The organism is Mesorhizobium opportunistum WSM2075 (genome assembly GCF_000176035.2).
Lineage (GTDB): Bacteria > Pseudomonadota > Alphaproteobacteria > Rhizobiales > Rhizobiaceae > Mesorhizobium > Mesorhizobium opportunistum.
On sequence record NC_015675.1, the window covers coordinates 440,350 to 457,430 of the forward strand.

Below are 17,081 nucleotides of genomic sequence, written 5' to 3' on the forward strand. Positions count from 1 at the left end.
GATGACGGCCCTGGTGCTGGAGCGTTTGCTCGCTGACGAGACAGAGACGGCGCGGTTGGGCGAGGACCTGGCGCTGGCGCTGCGCGCGGGTGACGTGCTGGCGCTCAAGGGCGACCTCGGCGCCGGCAAGTCGACGCTGGCGCGGGCCCTGATCCGGACGCTGGCGGACGATGCCGGTCTCGACGTGCCGAGCCCGACCTTCACCCTGGTGCAAAGCTACGACACGCGCATTCCGGTCCATCATTTCGATCTCTACCGCCTGTCCTCGGCGGCCGAACTCGACGAACTCGGTTTCGACGAAGCGCTGACGCAAGGAGCGGCCCTGGTCGAATGGCCTGAACGGGCCGAGGGTTATCTGCCGAAGGCATCGCTGTTGATCGAGCTTGTGCAGCATGGCGAAGGGCGGCAGGCACGATTGTCGGGGCAAGGGGCAACCTTCGACCGCGCCGCACGGTCGCTGGCCATGCGCGATTTTCTGGAAAGCGTCGGCTGGGGCGAGGCACAACGTCGCCATTTCATCGGCGATGCCTCTGCCCGCTCCTATGAGGTCGTGTCGCTTGCCGGCCGGGAGCCGCGGGTGCTGATGAACTCGCCACGATTGGTGCTCGGCCCGCCGGTGCGCGACGGCAAGCCCTATGCGGTGATTGCCCACACCGCCCAGTCGGTGTCGGCCTTCGTCGCCATCGACCATGCCTTGAAGGCCGGCGGCGTCAGCGTTCCCGATATCCATGCCGAGGACCAGGAGCAGGGATTCCTGCTCATCGAACATCTCGGCTCGGAAGGGTTTCTCGGCGGGGATGGCGAGCCGCTGGCGGAGCGCTACGCGGCGGCCGCCGAACTGCTGGCCATGATGCATGGCAAGACCTGGCCGCGTCGCCTCGAAGCCGGGCCGGGCAGGTTCCATACCGTACCGCCATTCGACCGCGCCGCGATGATGATCGAGGCCGACCTGCTGGTCGACTGGTACGTGCCGGCGATATCGGGCGGTCCGCCAAGCGACGATTTGCGCGCCGGCTATACCAGGGAGTGGAACGCGCTTTTCGACCGGCTGCGGGCCAGTGAATACACGCTGATGCTGCGCGACTTCCATTCGCCCAACATCATCTGGCGCGGCGACCGCTCCGGCCATGACCGGCTGGGCATCGTCGATTTCCAGGATGCGCTGATCGGGCCTTCAGCCTATGATCTGGCGTCGCTTGCCATGGATGCCCGCGTCACCATATCGCCCGGGATCGAGAGACGGACACTCGATGCCTATATCGCGGCGCGCCATAAGGCGGGCGCCTTCGACGAGGCGAGTTTCCTGGAATCCTATGCAATCATGGCCGCGCAGCGCAATTCCAAGATCCTCGGCATTTTCGTGCGGCTCGAAAAGCGCGACGGCAAACCCTATTATCTGAAGCACCTGCCGCGCATCCGCGACTATCTGCGCCGGGCGCTGTCCCACCCCGCGCTCGGCAGCCTGCGGGAGTTCTACGATGCGCACGGGCTGCTGGAGGAACGTGCGCTGTGACAGCGAGACCAGACACAGCCATTGTACTCGCCGCCGGGCTCGGCAAGCGCATGCGGCCGATCACCGACACCATCCCCAAGCCGCTGGTCCGGGTCGCCGGCAAGACCTTGCTCGACTGGGGTCTCGACAGCCTGGCCGCCGCCGGTGTCGGCAAGGCCGTGGTCAACGTCCACTATCTCCCCGAACAGATCGTCTCCCATGTCGCCCAGCGCCATGTGCCGCGCGTCATCATTTCCGATGAAAGCGAGCGACTGCTCGATTCCGCGGGCGGAATCGTCAAGGCGCTGCCGGAACTGGGTGCGCAACCCTTCTACATCCTCAACGCCGACACGTTCTGGATCGACCATGGTCCGCTCAATCTCGGCCGCCTCGCCCTTGCATGGAACGCAGCGAAAATGGATATTCTGCTGATGCTGGCGGATCTCCATCAGGCGACCGGACATTGCGGCTCCACCGATTTCCTGGTGGCGCCGGACGGCGCCTTGCGGCGTTCGAATGGAGACCCGGCGGGCCTGATCTATGCCGGCGCGGCGATCATCCATCCGCGCCTGTTCGCGGACGCATCCGCCGAACCGCATTCGCTCAACGCCTATTTCGACAAAGCCATTGCAGCCGGCCGCCTGTACGGCATGCCGATGCACGGCCACTGGATCACCGTCGGCACGCCCGATGCCATCCCGCTCGCCGAAGCGGCAGTCGCCGGCGCGCTATACGAGTCGCAATGAGCGGCCCAAGCCGCGTTTTCTCCATTCCCTCCGGAGCGCCGTTTCTGCCGACGCTGGCCGAGGCGCTGCTTGCCGGCCGACTGGTTCCAGGCTTTCGCTTCGACGGCGATCCGCTCGCTTTGGCCGACGTCACCATCTATGTGCCGACGCGCCGCGCGGCGCGGGCCTTGCGCGGCGTCTTCGTCGACAGCCTGAAGGCGCGTGGCGGCGGCGGTTCGGCGATCCTGCCCGTCATCCGGCCGCTCGGGGAATTCGACGAGGACGAAGCCGCTTTCGAGGCAGAGCCGTCGGCGGCAATCGATCTTGCGCCACCGATCGGGGCGACCGAACGCCTGTTGCTGCTGACGCCGCTGGTGCGCGCCTGGAAACGCCGGCTGCCGGCCCATGTGGCCAAACTCTTCGCCGAGGAGATCGTCATCCCGGCCTCGACCGCCGACGCGATCTGGCTGGCGCGCGATCTCGCGGGGCTGATGGACGAGATCGAGACGGAAGGCACGGACTGGGCGAAGCTTGAAGGCCTGGTGACCGGCAATCTTGCCGGATGGTGGCAGGTGACGCTTGAGTTCCTCGGCATCGTCACCGATGCCTGGCCGAAATTCCTCGAAGAGCAAGACCGGTCCAATCCGGCCGCGCATCGCAGCGCGCTGATTAGGGCTGAAGCCGCGCGGCTGCGGCGCAATCCGCCCGCCGGGCCGGTGATCGCCGCCGGGTCGACCGGCTCGATACCCGCGACGGCTGAACTGCTTGCCGCGATTGCCCGCTTGCCCGGCGGCGCCATCGTGCTGCCCGGGCTCGACCGGACTTTGGACGAAGCGTCCTTCCAGGCGCTTGTCGCACCCGGCGCGCGGCCGGCCGTGCTCGGCCATCCGCAATACGGCCTGGCCAGGCTGATCGGCAAGATCGGCGTGCTGCGCGGCGATGTCGAGGAGATCGGCGTGGCCGAACCCCGGCTGGCGCTCCGCGCGGCCCTTGTCGGCGAGGCGCTGCGGCCGGCCGAAACCACCGAATTGTGGGCCGAGACGCGTAACGCATTTTCCGCGCCGGACATTGCCGCTGCCTTCGCCGACGTGACGCTGCTCGAAGCCGCCAGCGAGCGCGACGAGGCCGTCGCCATCGCCGTCGCGCTCAAGCGAGCGGTCGAAGAACCGGGCCAAAGGGCTGCTCTCGTCACCGGCGACCGTGCGCTGGCGCGACGCGTCTCGGTCGAACTCAAGCGCTTCGGCGTCGTCGCCGATGATTCCGGCGGCACGCCGCTCGCCAACAGCCCGGCGGCAAGCCTGCTCAGGCTGGCGCTCGAAGCGGTGTTCCGGCCAGGCGATCCGGTCGGTCTCTTGTCCCTGCTCAAGCATCCGCTGCTCTGTCTGGGTCTGGGGAGAGCCGACGTGCGCCATGCGGCGGAACTGGTCGAACTGGTGGCGCTGCGCGGAGGCACCGGCCGCCCCGACATCGCTTCGCTGCCGGACTTGTTCGAAACCCGCCTCACTGGCTTCGACGAAGGCAGCCGGCCGCCCTTCTGGGTTGCGCGGCTGACCGTGCGCGCCATTGAAAGCGCGCGGGATTTGCTCGAACGTCTCAACCGAGCGCTGGCGCCGCTTGCAGCGTTTCGCGGCCAGGCGACCGCCGACCTTGCCGCGCTGGTCGAAGCCAGCGTGGTGGCGTTGGAGGTTCTCGGCCGTGCCGCCGATGGCGGGCTTGGCGAACTCTACGCCGGCGATGCCGGCGAAAAACTCGCCGAATTGCTGCGCGGGCTGGTCGCGGCTCCGGCAACGCTGTCGTTCGCGGCGAACGAGTGGCCCGACGTGATGGATGCGCTGATCGCACCCGAAACGGTCAAGCCGGCACAAGGCACCGACCGGAACATCGCCATCTGGGGCGCGCTGGAAGCACGGCTGCAGGATGTCGACACGCTGGTCATCGGCGGGCTCAACGAAGGCGTGTGGCCGCGCAAGCCCGAGAGCGACCGCTTCATGTCGCGGCTGATGAAGACCGGCATCGACCTCGAGCCGCCCGAACGGCGCATCGGCCTTGCCGCTCATGATTTCCAGATGGCGATGGGCGCGGGGAAGGTGCTGTTGGCGCGCTCGGCGCGTTCCGGCGACGCACCGGCGGTCCCGTCACGCTGGCTGCAGCGGCTGCTGACCTTCATCGGCAACGACCAGGCGGCAACACTGCGCCGGCGAGGCGACGAGCTGCTCGCCTGGGCGCGTGCGCTGGATACCGGCCCTAAGCAAGATTTCGCACCACGGCCGCAGCCCAAGCCGCCGCTGTCGGTGCGCCCGACGCACTTCTCCGTCACCGAGATCGAGACCCTGCGCCGCGACCCCTACGCCGTCTATGCCAGGCGGATCCTCGGCCTGATGCCGCTTGAGCCGCTCATCCGCGATCCCGGTGCGGCCGAGCGCGGCACGCTGTTCCACGCCATTCTCCACCTGTTCTCCTCCAGCGTGGCCGACCCGCGCGCGCCAGACGCGCTTGCCGGCCTTATCGCTGCCGGGCGCGCCTGTTTTGCCGAGGCCGCCCTGCCGCCCGATGTCGAGGCGGTGTGGTGGCCGCGCTTCGAAAAACTCGCCGCCAACATCGTCGAATGGGAACGCACCCGCGCCGACGCGGTGATACGGCGGCATGCCGAGGAGCGCGCCGGAAAAACCGTCGTCGGCCAGTCCGGCGTGACGCTGTCCGGTTATGCCGACCGCGTCGACCTGCTGGCCGGCGGCATGGCCGACATACTGGACTACAAGACCGGCTCCTCGCCCTCCAAGGCACAGGCACACACGCTGCTGGCCCCGCAGCTGGCGCTCGAAGGCGCACTGCTCAGGCGCGGTGCCTTCAAGGATCTGGGCGCATGCGAGCCCTCGCAACTGGCCTTCATCAGGCTGAAGCCGAACGGCGAGGTGTTCGAAGAGTCCATTCTCGAGCACAATCGCCAGCCGCGAACCGCTTCCGATCTGGCGGAAGAAGCCTGGGCACGGCTGGAAAAGCTGCTGATCCATTATGCCGACCCGAAGACCGGCTATCTGTCGCGGGCGCTGCCGTTTCGCGAAGGCGAGACCGATGGCGATTACGACCATCTCGCCCGCGTGCTCGAATGGTCGGCCGGCGGCGATGCCGGTGACGAGGGAGGGGAGGCATGAAGAAGGCCTATCCCATCCCGAGCGACACGGCGACCAGCCAAGCCCGCGCGGCCGATCCCCAGAACTCCGCCTGGGTGTCGGCCAATGCCGGCTCCGGCAAGACCCATGTGCTGGCCCAGCGTGTCATCCGGCTGCTGCTCAACGGCACCGATCCGTCGAAGATCCTGTGCCTGACCTATACGCGCGCCGCGGCCGCCAACATGTCGAACCGGGTGTTCTCGACGCTGTCGGAATGGACATCCCTTGGTGACGCGGATCTCGCCGCCAGGATCGAAGCGCTGGAAGGCCGCCGGCCCGACCGCGACACCATGCGCCGCGCGCGGCGCCTGTTCGCCGAGGCGCTGGAGACGCCGGGCGGGCTGAAGATCCAGACCATCCACGCCTTCTGCGAATCCGTGCTCCACCAGTTCCCGCTGGAAGCCAACATCCCGTCCCATTTCGAGATGCTGGACAGCCAGATGGAAGCGTCGCTCTTTGCCGCCGCGCGCCGGGAGATGATTTCGGCCGCCGGTGACGCGGATTTGACCGAGGCCTTCGCCACCGTGCTGGAACGCGGCGGCGAGGCCGGGCTCGATGCCTTGCTGGGCGAGATCGTGCGCAAGCGCGACGGCTTGCGTTATTTCCTCGATGCGGTCGGGCGTGACAGCTTCCAGCCCTTGTTCGATGAATTCCATTTCCGTCCTGGCCAGACCGCCGAGGGCATAGCGGCCTCGGCCTGGCCGTTGCCCGGCTTCCTGCCGGACTATTTCACCGGCTTTGCCCAGGCCGCCGAATCCACCGACGCCAGGTCGGTGCTCAACAACATCCTGCCCTATGCGCGCCGGGCCTTCGCCGAGAGCGATCCCGTTCGCCGCCTGCAGCAGCTTGCAAGGGCCTTCCTCAAGACCGATGGCGATCCCTACGATCCGGCAAAGGCTTTCAAGAAAGCGCTGACCGACCGGCTGCCGGATCTGGCCGACCGCTACCTGTCGGCATCCAGCGCCATCATCGAGACCGTCGACCGGCTGGCGCTGTTCCGGATGCTGGAAGGCACGGCTGCCGCGCTGACCATCGCCGACTGGCTGATCGCCCGCTACGAGGTCTTGAAGCGCGGCCGCGGCTTTCTTGACTTCAACGATTTGATCACCCGCACAGTCAACCTCCTGGCGCGGCCAGATGCCGGCCCCTGGGTGCAGTACAAGCTCGACCAGGGCATCGATCACATCCTGCTCGACGAGGCGCAGGACACCAGCCCGGATCAATGGGAAGTGGTGAAGCGGCTGGCGGAAGAATTTTTCGCCGGCTTCGGTGCCCGCGACCGTGTCCACCGCACGGTCTTCGCCGTCGGCGACGAGAAGCAGTCGATCTATTCCTTCCAAGGCGCGGCCCCGGATTCCTTCGCCGACAGCCGGCTGCTGTTTTCAAGCAGGGTGCGCGACGCCGAGGCATCTTTCGCCGACCTCAAGCTGACCTGGTCGTTCCGCTCGACCGACGATGTGCTTTCCGCCGTCGACCGCGTCTTTGCCGATCCTGTCGTGCGGCGCGGCATCAGCCACGATCCCGACCCGCTGAGCCATAAGGCGATCCGCACCGACGCGCCGGGCTATGTCGAGGTGTGGCCGTCGATCGGTGCCGATATCGTCGACGAGCCCGACGACTGGACGCAGGCGATCGACCACGCCCATGCGCCGGCGGTGCGGGTTGCCGAGAATGTGGCGACGACCATTGCCGGCTGGATCGGCAACGGAGAGATCATCGAGGGCCGCGGCAAGCGGCTGCGGCCGGGCGACGTGCTGGTGCTGGTGCGCAAGCGCGACAGCTTCGTCCACGCGCTGACGCGGGCGCTCAAGCGCCGTGACATTCCGGTCGCCGGCGCCGACCGGCTGAGCCTGCCGGGCCACATCGCGGTCAAGGACCTGATCGCGCTCGGCCGCCTGCTGATCCAGCCGCAGGACGATTTGTCGCTCGCCGCCGTGCTGCGCAGCCCGATCTTCGACCTGCCGGAGGAGACGCTTTTTGCGCTCGCCGCGCAACGAGCGCCCGGCCTGTCGCTGGCCACGTCGCTGCGCCAGCATGCCGGCGAAAGCGAAGCGCTGGCGATAGTCGTCGCCCAACTCGACATCTGGACCGATGAGGCCGCCTTCAAGCCGGTGTTCGAATTCTATGCCGGCCTTCTGGCCCGCGATGGCGTGCGCCGCAAGATGATCGCGCGGCTCGGCCCGGAAGCCGGCGACATCCTCGATGAGTTCCTGAGTTTCTGCCTTGCCGAGGAACGAACCGGCCTGCCCGGGCTGGAAGCCTTCCTGTCGACGCTGGAAAACGCCGGGCCCGAGATCAAGCGTGAGATGGACCAGACCCGCGACGAGGTCCGCGTCATGACCGTGCATGCCGCCAAGGGCCTGGAAGCGCCTGTCGTGTTCCTGGTCGACGGCGGCTCCGCCCCGTTCAGCGACCAGCATTTGCCACGCCTGATGCCATTCGACGGCTCGGGCTGGGTCGGCAAGGGTTATCTCTGGCGTTCGGCCAGCGATGTCGCGAACGGCTTCTCGAAGGCGGCGGCGGCGCGAGCCCGCGAACTCGCCGACGACGAATACCGCCGGCTGCTCTATGTCGGCATGACCCGCGCCGAGGACCGGCTGATCGTCTGCGGCTATCACGGCAAGCGGGCGCCGAACACCGGCACCTGGCATTCGATCGTCAGCCGTGCGCTGATCGGGGCGCCGGAGAGCGAACAGCGTGCGCATCCTGCCGGCGGCGAGCCGGTGTATCGTTTCCATGTCACCGAGCTGCCGCCAGTGGCGCTCGCCACGGCAGAGCAAGCGAGGCAAACGGACGCTTTCGGCCCGTTGCCGACGAACCTGTTTCGACCCTTGCCGCCCTTCGAGGATCTGCCGCGGCCGCTCTCGCCATCCGGCGCCTCGGCGCTGATCGAAGAAGGCAAGGAAACGGTGGTCGACAAAGCTTCGCCGGTGCTCGATGCCGATGCCGAGCCAGGATTTGCCGTGCTGCGCGGGCTCGCGCTGCATAAATTGCTGCAAATGCTGCCCGGCATTGCCGAGGACCAACGGGAGGGCGCGGCGGCACGCTACCTCGCGCGAACGGGTGCGGAATGGCCGCCGGCAGAGCGCGAAAAAGCCCTGGCCTCGGTCATCGCCATCCTAGCCGACCCCTATCTCGGCCAGCTGTTTGCGCCATCCTCGCGCGCGGAGGTCGCGATCATGGGCAGCCTGGAGGTAAGGGGAAAAAACCGCTCGATTTCCGGCAAGATCGACCGGCTGGCGGTGACCCCGGACGCGGTCTCGATCGTCGACTACAAGACCAACCGGCCGGCGCCAGCCGGTCTGGCCGAGGTTCCGCCGGCCTATCTGCTGCAGCTCGCGCTTTATCGCGCCCTGCTGCAGCCGCTTTATCCCGGGCGCGAGGTCAAGGCGGCCCTGCTGTTCACCGAAGCGCCACGGCTGATCGAACTGCCGGCCGGGGCCATGGATGACGCCCTTGCCCGACTCACGGGAGCGTGACACAAGACCTGCTTGAAGAAGGGCGCGAGAACCACCACATGTGGTGCGACGAAAACTTTCGAAAGGATTTTCCGCATGACCACGGTCAAGGTCGACAAGAGCAATTTCCAGGCCGATGTGCTTAACGCCAACGTACCGGTCGTCGTCGATTTCTGGGCGGAATGGTGCGGTCCCTGCAAGATGATCGCCCCGGCGCTCGAAGACATCGCCACCGAACTTGGCGCGAAGGTGAAGATCGCCAAGCTGAACATCGACGAGAACCCCGAACTCGCCGCACAGTTCGGCGTGCGTTCGATCCCGACGCTGATGATCTTCAAGGGCGGCGAAGTGGCCGACATGAAGGTTGGTGCCGCGCCCAAGACCGCGCTCTCGCACTGGATCAATGGCAGCCTCGCCTGACCCCCGGAAAAATTCGGATTGAAAAGCCCGGCCTCGCGCCGGGCTTTTTGTTGGCGTCATCGCTGGGCTTCTCTGGCCCTCACGTCCGGGCACTCCATGTCTTCTGTTGGCAGCAGATAGAGGGAGAACGTCATGACCGGATCCGCCAGGGCCACCGTCTTCATCGACAATGAGCGCGTCATCGTCACCGAATACCGCTTCCAGCCGGGCGACAATACCGGCTGGCACCGCCATGGCCACGACTATGTCGTGGTGCCGCTGATGGACGGCAAGGTGAAACTGGTGACCAAGGATGGCGAGACCTTCGCCGAAATGAAGAAGGGCTCGCCCTATTTCCGCAAGGAGGGTGTCGAACACGACGTCATCAACGCCAATGAGGGCGAATACGCGTTTATCGAGGTCGAGCTGAAATAAGCCGGTCGCACCGCTGAGCGATCACCAGTCGGCGATGCGGTCGCCACCGACGAATTGCGCGCTTTCGTCGGTGTATTCGAACAGCTCGATCTTCACCCCGTTGGGATCGCGGATCCAGGCTTGGTAGGTGCTGTCGCAGGCGTGTTTCTTGGCCGTAACCTCGATGTCCTTCGACTTGATATGGGCAATCGCCGCATCGATGTTTTCCACCTCAAGGCAGAAGTGGTTGATCTGGTTCTGCTCGCTATATGCAGTGCCATCCTTCTGGAACACCTCGACATGGCTGCGGCCGCCGCAATTGAGATAGAAGCCGAACACCTTGCCGTCGCGCACGAAATTGAACTGCGTGTCGAGGCCGAGCACGTCGCGATAAAAGGCTCGCGTCGCTTCCAGGTCATGCGCGAAGATGCAGACATGGGCGAGCTGCTTGACCTTGATCATGACCGGCTCCTTGCAGTGAATGGCCTCAGGTCGGTGGCGTGCCGTTCTCGTCCAACACCGCGCCGGCCAAATAGAGCGAGCCGCCGATCAGGATACGCGGCGGCGGGCCGTCCCAGGTGTCGCGCAGCAGCATCAGGGCGTTGGCGACGGAACTCATCGGCTCGGCCGTCAACCCGGCCTCCGTGGCGCGGATCGCCAGTTCGTCATTCGGCACGCCGGCATCGCTCGTATTCACCGGCACGGTGTAGACATGCCGGACGAGGCCCTTGAAGGCACGGAAATAGCCGCTCTGGTCCTTGGTGTTGATCATGCCCGAGATGAGAAACAGCGGACGCGGGTTCTTTTCTTCCTGTTCGGCCAGTGCCTCGGCAACGACCACGCCGGCGCCCGGATTGTGACCGCCGTCGAGCCAGATGTCGGCGCCCCTTGGCGCCAGGTCCGCCAGCCGGCCCTGCGCCAGTTTCTGCATGCGGCCGGGCCAGGCGACATTGGTCATCGCCTTTTCGGCGGCGCGGTGGCTGATCTCGAAGCCGGCTGCCTTGACCGCGGCGATCGCCGCAGCCGCGTTGGCGACCTGGTGGCGCCCGGGCAGGCGCGGCAGCGGCAGGTCCATCAGCCCGTCCTCGTCCTGGTAGACCATGCGGCCGTTTTCCTCGAAGGCGAGGAAATCCTGGCCGTAGACGAAGGTCGGGCATTCCAGCCGCTCGGCGGTTTCGATCAGCACCTGCAGCGCTGTCTCGCTTTCCTGCGAGCCGATGACCACGGGGCAACCGCGCTTCATGATGCCGGCCTTTTCGGCGGCGATCAGCTCGACCCGGTCGCCGAGATAGGCCTCATGGTCCATCGACACCGGCATGATCACCGACACGGCGGGCCTCTCCACGACATTGGTGGCGTCGAAGCGGCCGCCGAGGCCGACCTCGATGATGGCGGCTTCCGCCGGATGTTCGGAAAACAGGATGAAGGTGACGGCGGTGAGTATCTCGAAGACGGTGATCTTCTGGCCGTCATTGGCCTTGGCGACGCGGGCGATGGCTTCGGCGAAGATATCGTCGTCGACCAGCCTGCCGCCACCCTCGGCGGCAAGCCGGTAGCGCTCGTGCCAGCTGACCAGATGCGGCGAGGTGTGGACGTGGACGAGGCGGCCGGAAGCCTCAAGCAGCGCCCGCGCGAAGGCGGCGCAGGAGCCCTTGCCGTTGGTACCGGCGATATGGATGACCGGCGGCAGCAGATCCTGCGGGTTGCCCAGCCGCTCCAAAAGCCGCGTGATGCGGTCGAGCGAAAGGTCGAAGCCTTTCGGGTGAAGCGCCATCAGGGCTTCGATTTCGCGGTCGGCGGCGAGCGTCGTCATGACAGATTCCCTGAGCATGGCCTGAGAACCAGAAACGATTCCGGAATGGCCATGGCAATCAAAAGGCTACAGCGCGCGACTGCCCTCGTGCAATCACGGTCGCGGCGTGTCGTGTCGCGTCAGGCCTGCGGCCGTGCCTCGGCGGAGACCACCGCCGGCGGCAAGATTTCCGGCTGTAGCGGCTTTTGCTCTTCCGGCATCTTGAGCAGCATCTTCAACAGCCGTGAGATGGTCTGGCGCAGTTCCAGTCGCGACACCACCATATCGACCATGCCGTGCTCCATCAGATATTCGGAGCGCTGGAAGCCGTCCGGCAGTTTCTCGCGGATGGTCTGTTCGATGACGCGCGGCCCGGCAAAGCCGATCAGGGCGCCGGGTTCGGCGATGTGCACGTCGCCCAGCATGGCGTAGGAAGCAGTGACACCACCGGTGGTCGGATTGGTCAGCACGACGATGTAGGGAAGGCCGGCTTCCTTCAGCCGGTCGACACCGACCGTGGTGCGCGGCAATTGCATGAGGGACAAAATGCCTTCCTGCATGCGGGCGCCGCCGGAGGCGGCAAACAGGATCAGCGGCCGCTTGCGCTGCAAGGCGACCTCGAAAGCGTGCACGATGGCGTCGCCCGCCGCCATGCCGAGCGAGCCGCCCATGAAGGCGAAGTCCTGCACCGTCACCACCACCGGCAGGCCCTCGACGGTGCCCAGCGCGTTGACGATCGCATCTTCCAGGCCGGTCTTGGCCTTGGCGTCCTTCAACCGGTCGGTGTAGCGCTTCTCGTCGCGGAACTTCAGCGGGTCCTGCACGACCTTGGGGTTTTCGAGCTGCTCGTACTTGCCGTCGTCGAGGAAGTATTTCAGCCGCTCCTTGGCCGAGATCTTCATGTGGTGGCCGGAGGACGGGATGACGAACTGGTTGGATTCCAGGTCCTTGTGGAACACCATCTCACCGGTCTCGGGATCCTTGATCCAGAGATTCTCGGGCATGTCGGTACGCCGGCCGAGCATCGAATTGATCTTCGGGCGAACGTAATTGGTGATCCAGTTCATCGCTTCGGCTCCTGTCCTGACGAAGAGTTAGTGCAGGCCACGCGGGAGAACGACATGCACAAGACCAGAGGTAGGGAAACTATTCGGCAGCAGCAAGGCGAGCCGAGCGCACGCCTTGCGCCAGCCCGCTGACCAGCGTGGCGACAGCCTCGGCCGGGTCGGCGGTCTTCTCGCCCTTCGGCCCCAGCACATTGGCGACCGCATTGACGATCGCCGTGCCGACGACGACGCCATCGGCGTTGGCACCGATCACGCGCGCCTGCTCGGCGGTCTTGACGCCGAAGCCGACACAGACCGGCAGGTCGGTGTGGCCCTTGATGCGCTGGACCGCCGCCGCCACCTTGCCGGTGTCGGCGAGCGCCGAGCCGGTGATGCCGGTCATCGACACGTAGTAGACGAAACCCGACGTGTTCTGCAGCACCTTGGGCAGGCGCTTGTCGTCGGTGGTCGGCGTCGCCAGGCGGATGAAGTTGATGCCGGCTTTCAGCGCCGGAATGCAGAGTTCCTCGTCCATTTCCGGCGGCAGGTCGACGACGATCAGCCCATCGATGCCGCTGGCGATGGCGTCCTTGAGGAACCGGTCGACGCCGTAGATGTAGATCGGGTTGTAATAGCCCATCAGCACGATCGGCGTTTCATTGTCACCGGAGCGGAAGTCCGACGCCATCTTCAGCGTCTTGACCAGCGTCTGGCCGCCTTTCAGCGCGCGCAGGCCTGCCGCCTGGATCGCCGGGCCGTCGGCCATCGGATCGGAAAACGGCATGCCGAGCTCGATGACGTCGGCGCCGGCCTTGGGCAGCGCCTTCATGATCGACAAGGAGGTGTCGTAGTCGGGATCGCCGCCCATGAAATAGGTGACGAGCGCCGGGCGGCCTTCGGCTTTCAGTTTTGCCATGCGGCGGTCGATGCGGGTCACCATGATCAGATCTCCATGCCCAGCATCGAGGCAACCGTATGCACGTCCTTGTCGCCTCGGCCGGACAGGTTGACGATGACGATCTGGTCCTTGTCCATGGCGGGCACGATCTTCACCGCGTGGGCAATGGCGTGGGCGGATTCCAGCGCTGGGATAATGCCTTCGACGCGGGTCGTCAGCTTGAAGGCCTCCAGCGCCTCGTCGTCGAGGATCGGCACATAGTCGACGCGGCCGGAGTCGCGCAGCCAGGAGTGCTCGGGGCCGACGCCGGGATAGTCGAGACCGGCCGAGATCGAATGGCCGTCCATGATCTGGCCGTCGGCATTCTGCAGGAGGTAGGTGCGGTTGCCGTGCAGCACGCCCGGCGCGCCTGCGTTCATCGAGGCGCAATGCTCGATGCCGTCGAGGCCGCGCCCGCCGGCTTCTATGCCGATGATGCGGACCTCCTTGTCGTCAAGGAAGGGATGGAACAGGCCGATGGCATTGGAGCCGCCGCCGACAGCCGCGATGATGGTATCCGGCAACCGGCCTTCCTGCTCGAGGATCTGCGCGCGCGCCTCCGTGCCGATGACCGACTGGAAGTCGCGCACCAGTTCCGGATAGGGATGCGGGCCGGCGGCGGTACCGATCAGGTAGTAGGTATCCTCGACATTGGTCACCCAATCGCGAAGGGCCTCGTTCATGGCGTCCTTCAAGGTGCCGTGGCCGGCTGTCACCGGCCGCACTTCGGCCCCGAGCAGCTTCATGCGAAAGACGTTGGGGCTTTGGCGGGCGACGTCGGTGGCGCCCATATAGACGACGCAGGGAAAGCCGAAGCGGGCGGCGACGGTGGCGGACGCCACGCCGTGCTGGCCGGCGCCGGTCTCGGCGATGATGCGCTTCTTGCCCATGCGCTTGGCGAGCAGGATCTGGCCGAGGCAGTTGTTGATCTTGTGCGAACCGGTGTGGTTCAGGTCCTCGCGCTTGAAATAGACCTTTGCGCCGCCCCCCAGGCCCTTCGCCGCGGAAACCTCGCGAAGATGCCTGGTCAGGCCTTCGGCGAAATAGAGTTTCGAGGGCCGGCCGGCATAGTGGGTCGAAAGATCCGTCAGTTCAGCCCTGAACTCCGGATCGTCCTTGACCTCGTTCCAGTGCCGTTCGAGGTCGAGGATCAGCGGCATCAACGTTTCGGCGACGAAACGACCGCCGAAAATGCCGAACATGCCCTGCTCGTCGGGTCCGGTGCGGAAGGAATTGGGTGTCGCCGGCTTGTTCATCGCCGATCTCCTGGTTTGAAAGAGTTGTTCAGGCGGCGCGATCGTCGCGTGCTGCCCTGACGGCCCGGAAAAACTGCTCGATCAGCGCCGGATCCTTGACGCCCGGCGCGCTTTCCACGCCCGAGGAAATGTCTATTGCGGGCGGATTGGCAAGGCGAATGGCATCGCCGATGTTGGCGGCGTTGAGCCCACCGGAAAGCATGTAATCGACGCCGGCGTCAAGGCCGGCGAGAATGCGCCAGTCGAAGGTGACGCCGTTGCCGCCCGGCAGCTCGGAACCCTTTGGCCGCTTGGCGTCGAACAGGAACCGGTCGGCGACGCCGATGAACGGCCTTATCCGGTCGAGATCGGCGGCCTCGCTGAGCGGCAGCGCCTTCATCACCGGCAGGCTATGGCGGGCCTTGACCTCGGCCACCCTCTCGGGCGTTTCCGAACCGTGCAGCTGCAGCATGTCGGGCTGCATTTTGGCGACGATCTCGTCCAGGAAGGCGTCGCCGGCGTCAACCGTCACCGCGACGGCCAAGGCCTTGCCGCGCGCAACTTCGCGCAGACGCCCGGCCTCGGCCGGTTCGAGATAGCGCGGGCTCTTGGTAAAGAAAATGAAGCCGACATGGCTGGCGCCGCCGGCAAGGGCCGCAGCCATTGCCTGGTCGGTCTTCAAGCCGCAGATCTTGATGTCGAGCGCCATGACGCGGGAATTGGCATGAAACGCGCCAAGAGTCGAGAAAAAGCATGCTGTTTGCCGGCAACGCCAAAGGCGCTACCTATGGGTGGAGTGAATGCCAGGCGGGAGCACAATCATGGCCGACAGAACCGTTGCCGAATTGAGGCAGAAGATCGTGCAGGCGCGCGAGGTCATCGCCCACCTGATGGACAAGGCCGCCTTCAACGGCGCCGAGGCGCACCGGGTGCTGGATTATTTCGGCAGCGACGCCTTCGACCGCAATTTCCTGCCCTGGCCGCATCATGCCGACGAGGGGCTGCGGCCGGATGAGCTCAATGCGGCGAACGACGATTGAATGGCAGGCGAATGCCGTGACATCCGACAGTGCAGGACCTTGACGCCGGATAGCTCCGATCGTTGCGAAAGGTAGTCCGATCCTGCTCGGAACCGTTCTCGCCGGAACAGAAATCTCACTTTCGCCGAATACACAAAATCTGATTCCTTATTAAATCTATATTTTTTATGCACTTTAACCCGGCGGGCGTTCAAGCGCCGCATGACGCAAGCCGGGATCGCATCATCATGGACAGACGCAGGTTTCTCTCCTTTGCCTCCACATTCTCGCTCGGGCTCGCCTTTGGGCCCCCGGCAAGGGCCGCGTTGACAGTCGATCCGGACACAACGCTTGCCGTCGCTGACCAGAGCGAATTCGTGCGGAACCTCCTCGAGGCCAGCGGCGAGGCGCCGAAGCTCGGCTTCAAGGGAAGTTTTCCAAACTTTGCAGGCGGGCCGGCCATTCTCGAAGCGATCCGCGCGGGTGCTCTGGACATCGCCTATGTCGGCGATACGCCGCCGATCCAGGCGCGAGCGGCCGGTACGCTGCTGCCCATCGTCGGCACGTTTACGCGTCAGGTCGCGCAATACCACCTCATCAGCCGTCCGGGACTGGTCATCCACAAGTTGGCGGAGCTGAAGGGCAAGAAGCTGAGCTATGTCGAAGGCTCCGGACGCCAGGTCTTCCTGATCGAGGCGCTGAACCGCGCGGGCGTCTCGCTGAAGGATGTCGAGCTCGTAAACCTTCGCGTTGCGGATCTGCCGGATGCTGTTCGATCCGGGGCGGTTGATGTCGCCGTGCTTACGGAGCCCCATGTGACGCGTCTTGTCAAACAGGTCGGGGCCTCCCCAGTCCTCGACCCTCTGGAACGTCAGATCCTGCCCAGCACCAGCTATTTCTATGCCCGGCCCGAAGTTCTGACCGATCCCCAGAAGGCGGCGGCCATCGGGAGCTTCCTTGGCGCCTTCGCACGCGCGGCCAAATGGGCCAATGCGAACAAGCAAGCTTGGGCGAAACATTATTATACCGACTTCCAGCGGCTCACCCCGGACGACACCGCCGCTGTCGTTGCGGGCGAATCTCCGCTCGTGCTGCAGACCGCTGCAGAGGCAATTCCCCATCATCAGAAGCTGATCGACATCCTCTACCAGGCCGGATTGCTCAAGGAGCGCTTCGACGCGAAGAGCTTTTTTGTCGACACCTACGATTCGATCGTGTCGGCCGAACGCTGAGACGCATCGGAAGATAGACAGGAGGAACCGTGACAGAGTTCATTTCGGACCGTCCCTTTCCAACACATGTTCGCAAGGCGTCGGCAGGCGGCGGCCGCGAAGCCAGAACCTCGGGAAGCATACGCCTCGCGCCGTCTCGGCTTCCTCCGGGTGCGAGATTGC

The 17,081-nt window shown here is 65.5% G+C and carries 14 protein-coding genes; 8 read left to right on the plus strand and 6 right to left on the minus strand.

Features of this window, described 5'->3' with window-relative positions; genetic code table 11:
* Position 1 precedes the first annotated feature (1 nt).
* The 6 genes from MESOP_RS01985 to MESOP_RS02010 all read left to right on the plus strand — a co-directional run bounded on the left by MESOP_RS01985 (position 2) and on the right by MESOP_RS02010 (position 9,679).
* A complete protein-coding gene (locus MESOP_RS01985; protein WP_013891644.1) occupies positions 2-1,513 on the plus strand; it encodes a bifunctional tRNA (adenosine(37)-N6)-threonylcarbamoyltransferase complex ATPase subunit type 1 TsaE/phosphotransferase in 1,512 nt (503 codons plus the stop codon).
* On the plus strand, positions 1,510-2,238 hold the full coding sequence (locus tag MESOP_RS01990; protein ID WP_013891645.1) for a nucleotidyltransferase family protein: 729 nt from the start codon (positions 1,510-1,512) through the stop codon (positions 2,236-2,238). Before MESOP_RS01985 ends, MESOP_RS01990 begins: the two co-directional genes overlap by 4 nt.
* Complete coding sequence (addB, locus tag MESOP_RS01995) at positions 2,235-5,369, plus strand: double-strand break repair protein AddB (RefSeq protein WP_013891646.1); 3,135 nt, start codon at positions 2,235-2,237, stop codon at positions 5,367-5,369. The genes MESOP_RS01990 and addB overlap by 4 nt, the downstream gene beginning before the upstream one ends.
* Positions 5,366-8,866, plus strand: coding sequence for a double-strand break repair helicase AddA (gene addA / locus MESOP_RS02000; protein WP_013891647.1), 3,501 nt, complete (start codon positions 5,366-5,368; stop codon positions 8,864-8,866). Before addB ends, addA begins: the two co-directional genes overlap by 4 nt.
* Positions 8,867-8,941: 75 nt before the next feature.
* On the plus strand, positions 8,942-9,265 hold the full coding sequence (gene trxA / locus MESOP_RS02005; RefSeq protein WP_013891648.1) for a thioredoxin: 324 nt from the start codon (positions 8,942-8,944) through the stop codon (positions 9,263-9,265).
* Positions 9,266-9,397: 132 nt separating this feature from the next.
* Positions 9,398-9,679, plus strand: coding sequence for a cupin domain-containing protein (locus MESOP_RS02010; RefSeq protein ID WP_013891649.1), 282 nt, complete (start codon positions 9,398-9,400; stop codon positions 9,677-9,679).
* A 21-nt stretch (positions 9,680-9,700) separates the two neighbouring features.
* Here MESOP_RS02010 and MESOP_RS02015 read toward each other — a convergent pair whose 3' ends face one another.
* The 6 genes from MESOP_RS02015 to MESOP_RS02040 all read right to left on the minus strand — a co-directional run bounded on the left by MESOP_RS02015 (position 9,701) and on the right by MESOP_RS02040 (position 15,377).
* Entirely contained in the window at positions 9,701-10,120 is a 420-nt protein-coding gene (locus MESOP_RS02015) for a VOC family protein (protein ID WP_013891650.1), read from the minus strand.
* Positions 10,121-10,145: 25 nt separating this feature from the next.
* Positions 10,146-11,471, minus strand: a complete 1,326-nt coding sequence (locus tag MESOP_RS02020; protein WP_013891651.1) for a bifunctional folylpolyglutamate synthase/dihydrofolate synthase — start codon at positions 11,469-11,471, stop codon at positions 10,146-10,148.
* Between the two features lie 119 nt (positions 11,472-11,590).
* A complete protein-coding gene (gene accD / locus MESOP_RS02025; protein WP_013891652.1) occupies positions 11,591-12,517 on the minus strand; it encodes an acetyl-CoA carboxylase, carboxyltransferase subunit beta in 927 nt (308 codons plus the stop codon).
* 79 nt (positions 12,518-12,596) lie between these two features.
* Positions 12,597-13,436: a tryptophan synthase subunit alpha gene (trpA, locus tag MESOP_RS02030; RefSeq protein ID WP_013891653.1), complete on the minus strand. Its 840-nt coding sequence runs from the start codon at positions 13,434-13,436 to the stop codon at positions 12,597-12,599.
* A gap of 2 nt (positions 13,437-13,438) precedes the next feature.
* Positions 13,439-14,689: a tryptophan synthase subunit beta gene (gene trpB / locus MESOP_RS02035; protein ID WP_013891654.1), complete on the minus strand. Its 1,251-nt coding sequence runs from the start codon at positions 14,687-14,689 to the stop codon at positions 13,439-13,441.
* 28 nt (positions 14,690-14,717) lie between these two features.
* Positions 14,718-15,377 (minus strand): phosphoribosylanthranilate isomerase, encoded by a 660-nt coding sequence (locus tag MESOP_RS02040; RefSeq protein ID WP_013891655.1) that lies wholly within the window; start codon positions 15,375-15,377, stop codon positions 14,718-14,720.
* A gap of 112 nt (positions 15,378-15,489) precedes the next feature.
* Between MESOP_RS02040 and MESOP_RS02045 the strand changes: the two genes are divergently transcribed.
* Entirely contained in the window at positions 15,490-15,708 is a 219-nt protein-coding gene (locus tag MESOP_RS02045; protein WP_013891656.1) for a hypothetical protein, read from the plus strand.
* Between the two features lie 227 nt (positions 15,709-15,935).
* Positions 15,936-16,919 (plus strand): ABC transporter substrate-binding protein, encoded by a 984-nt coding sequence (locus MESOP_RS02050; protein ID WP_013891657.1) that lies wholly within the window; start codon positions 15,936-15,938, stop codon positions 16,917-16,919.
* The last annotated feature ends 162 nt before the right edge of the window (positions 16,920-17,081 follow it).

Excerpts from the sequence above, each read along its gene's own strand:
- accD (WP_013891652.1), bottom strand. The coding sequence starts at position 12,517 with ATGAACTGGATCACCAATTACGTTCGCCCGAAGATCAATTCGATGCTC.
- trpA (WP_013891653.1), bottom strand. The coding sequence starts at position 13,436 with ATGGTGACCCGCATCGACCGCCGCATGGCAAAACTGAAAGCCGAAGGC.
- trxA (WP_013891648.1), top strand. The coding sequence starts at position 8,942 with ATGACCACGGTCAAGGTCGACAAGAGCAATTTCCAGGCCGATGTGCTT.
- trpB (WP_013891654.1), bottom strand. The coding sequence starts at position 14,689 with ATGAACAAGCCGGCGACACCCAATTCCTTCCGCACCGGACCCGACGAG.
- MESOP_RS02015 (WP_013891650.1), bottom strand. The coding sequence starts at position 10,120 with ATGATCAAGGTCAAGCAGCTCGCCCATGTCTGCATCTTCGCGCATGAC.
- MESOP_RS02050 (WP_013891657.1), top strand. The coding sequence starts at position 15,936 with ATGGACAGACGCAGGTTTCTCTCCTTTGCCTCCACATTCTCGCTCGGG.
- MESOP_RS01985 (WP_013891644.1), top strand. The coding sequence starts at position 2 with ATGACGGCCCTGGTGCTGGAGCGTTTGCTCGCTGACGAGACAGAGACG.
- MESOP_RS02010 (WP_013891649.1), top strand. The coding sequence starts at position 9,398 with ATGACCGGATCCGCCAGGGCCACCGTCTTCATCGACAATGAGCGCGTC.
- MESOP_RS02040 (WP_013891655.1), bottom strand. The coding sequence starts at position 15,377 with ATGGCGCTCGACATCAAGATCTGCGGCTTGAAGACCGACCAGGCAATG.
- addB (WP_013891646.1), top strand. The coding sequence starts at position 2,235 with ATGAGCGGCCCAAGCCGCGTTTTCTCCATTCCCTCCGGAGCGCCGTTT.
- MESOP_RS02045 (WP_013891656.1), top strand. The coding sequence starts at position 15,490 with ATGGCCGACAGAACCGTTGCCGAATTGAGGCAGAAGATCGTGCAGGCG.
- MESOP_RS02020 (WP_013891651.1), bottom strand. The coding sequence starts at position 11,471 with ATGACGACGCTCGCCGCCGACCGCGAAATCGAAGCCCTGATGGCGCTT.
- addA (WP_013891647.1), top strand. The coding sequence starts at position 5,366 with ATGAAGAAGGCCTATCCCATCCCGAGCGACACGGCGACCAGCCAAGCC.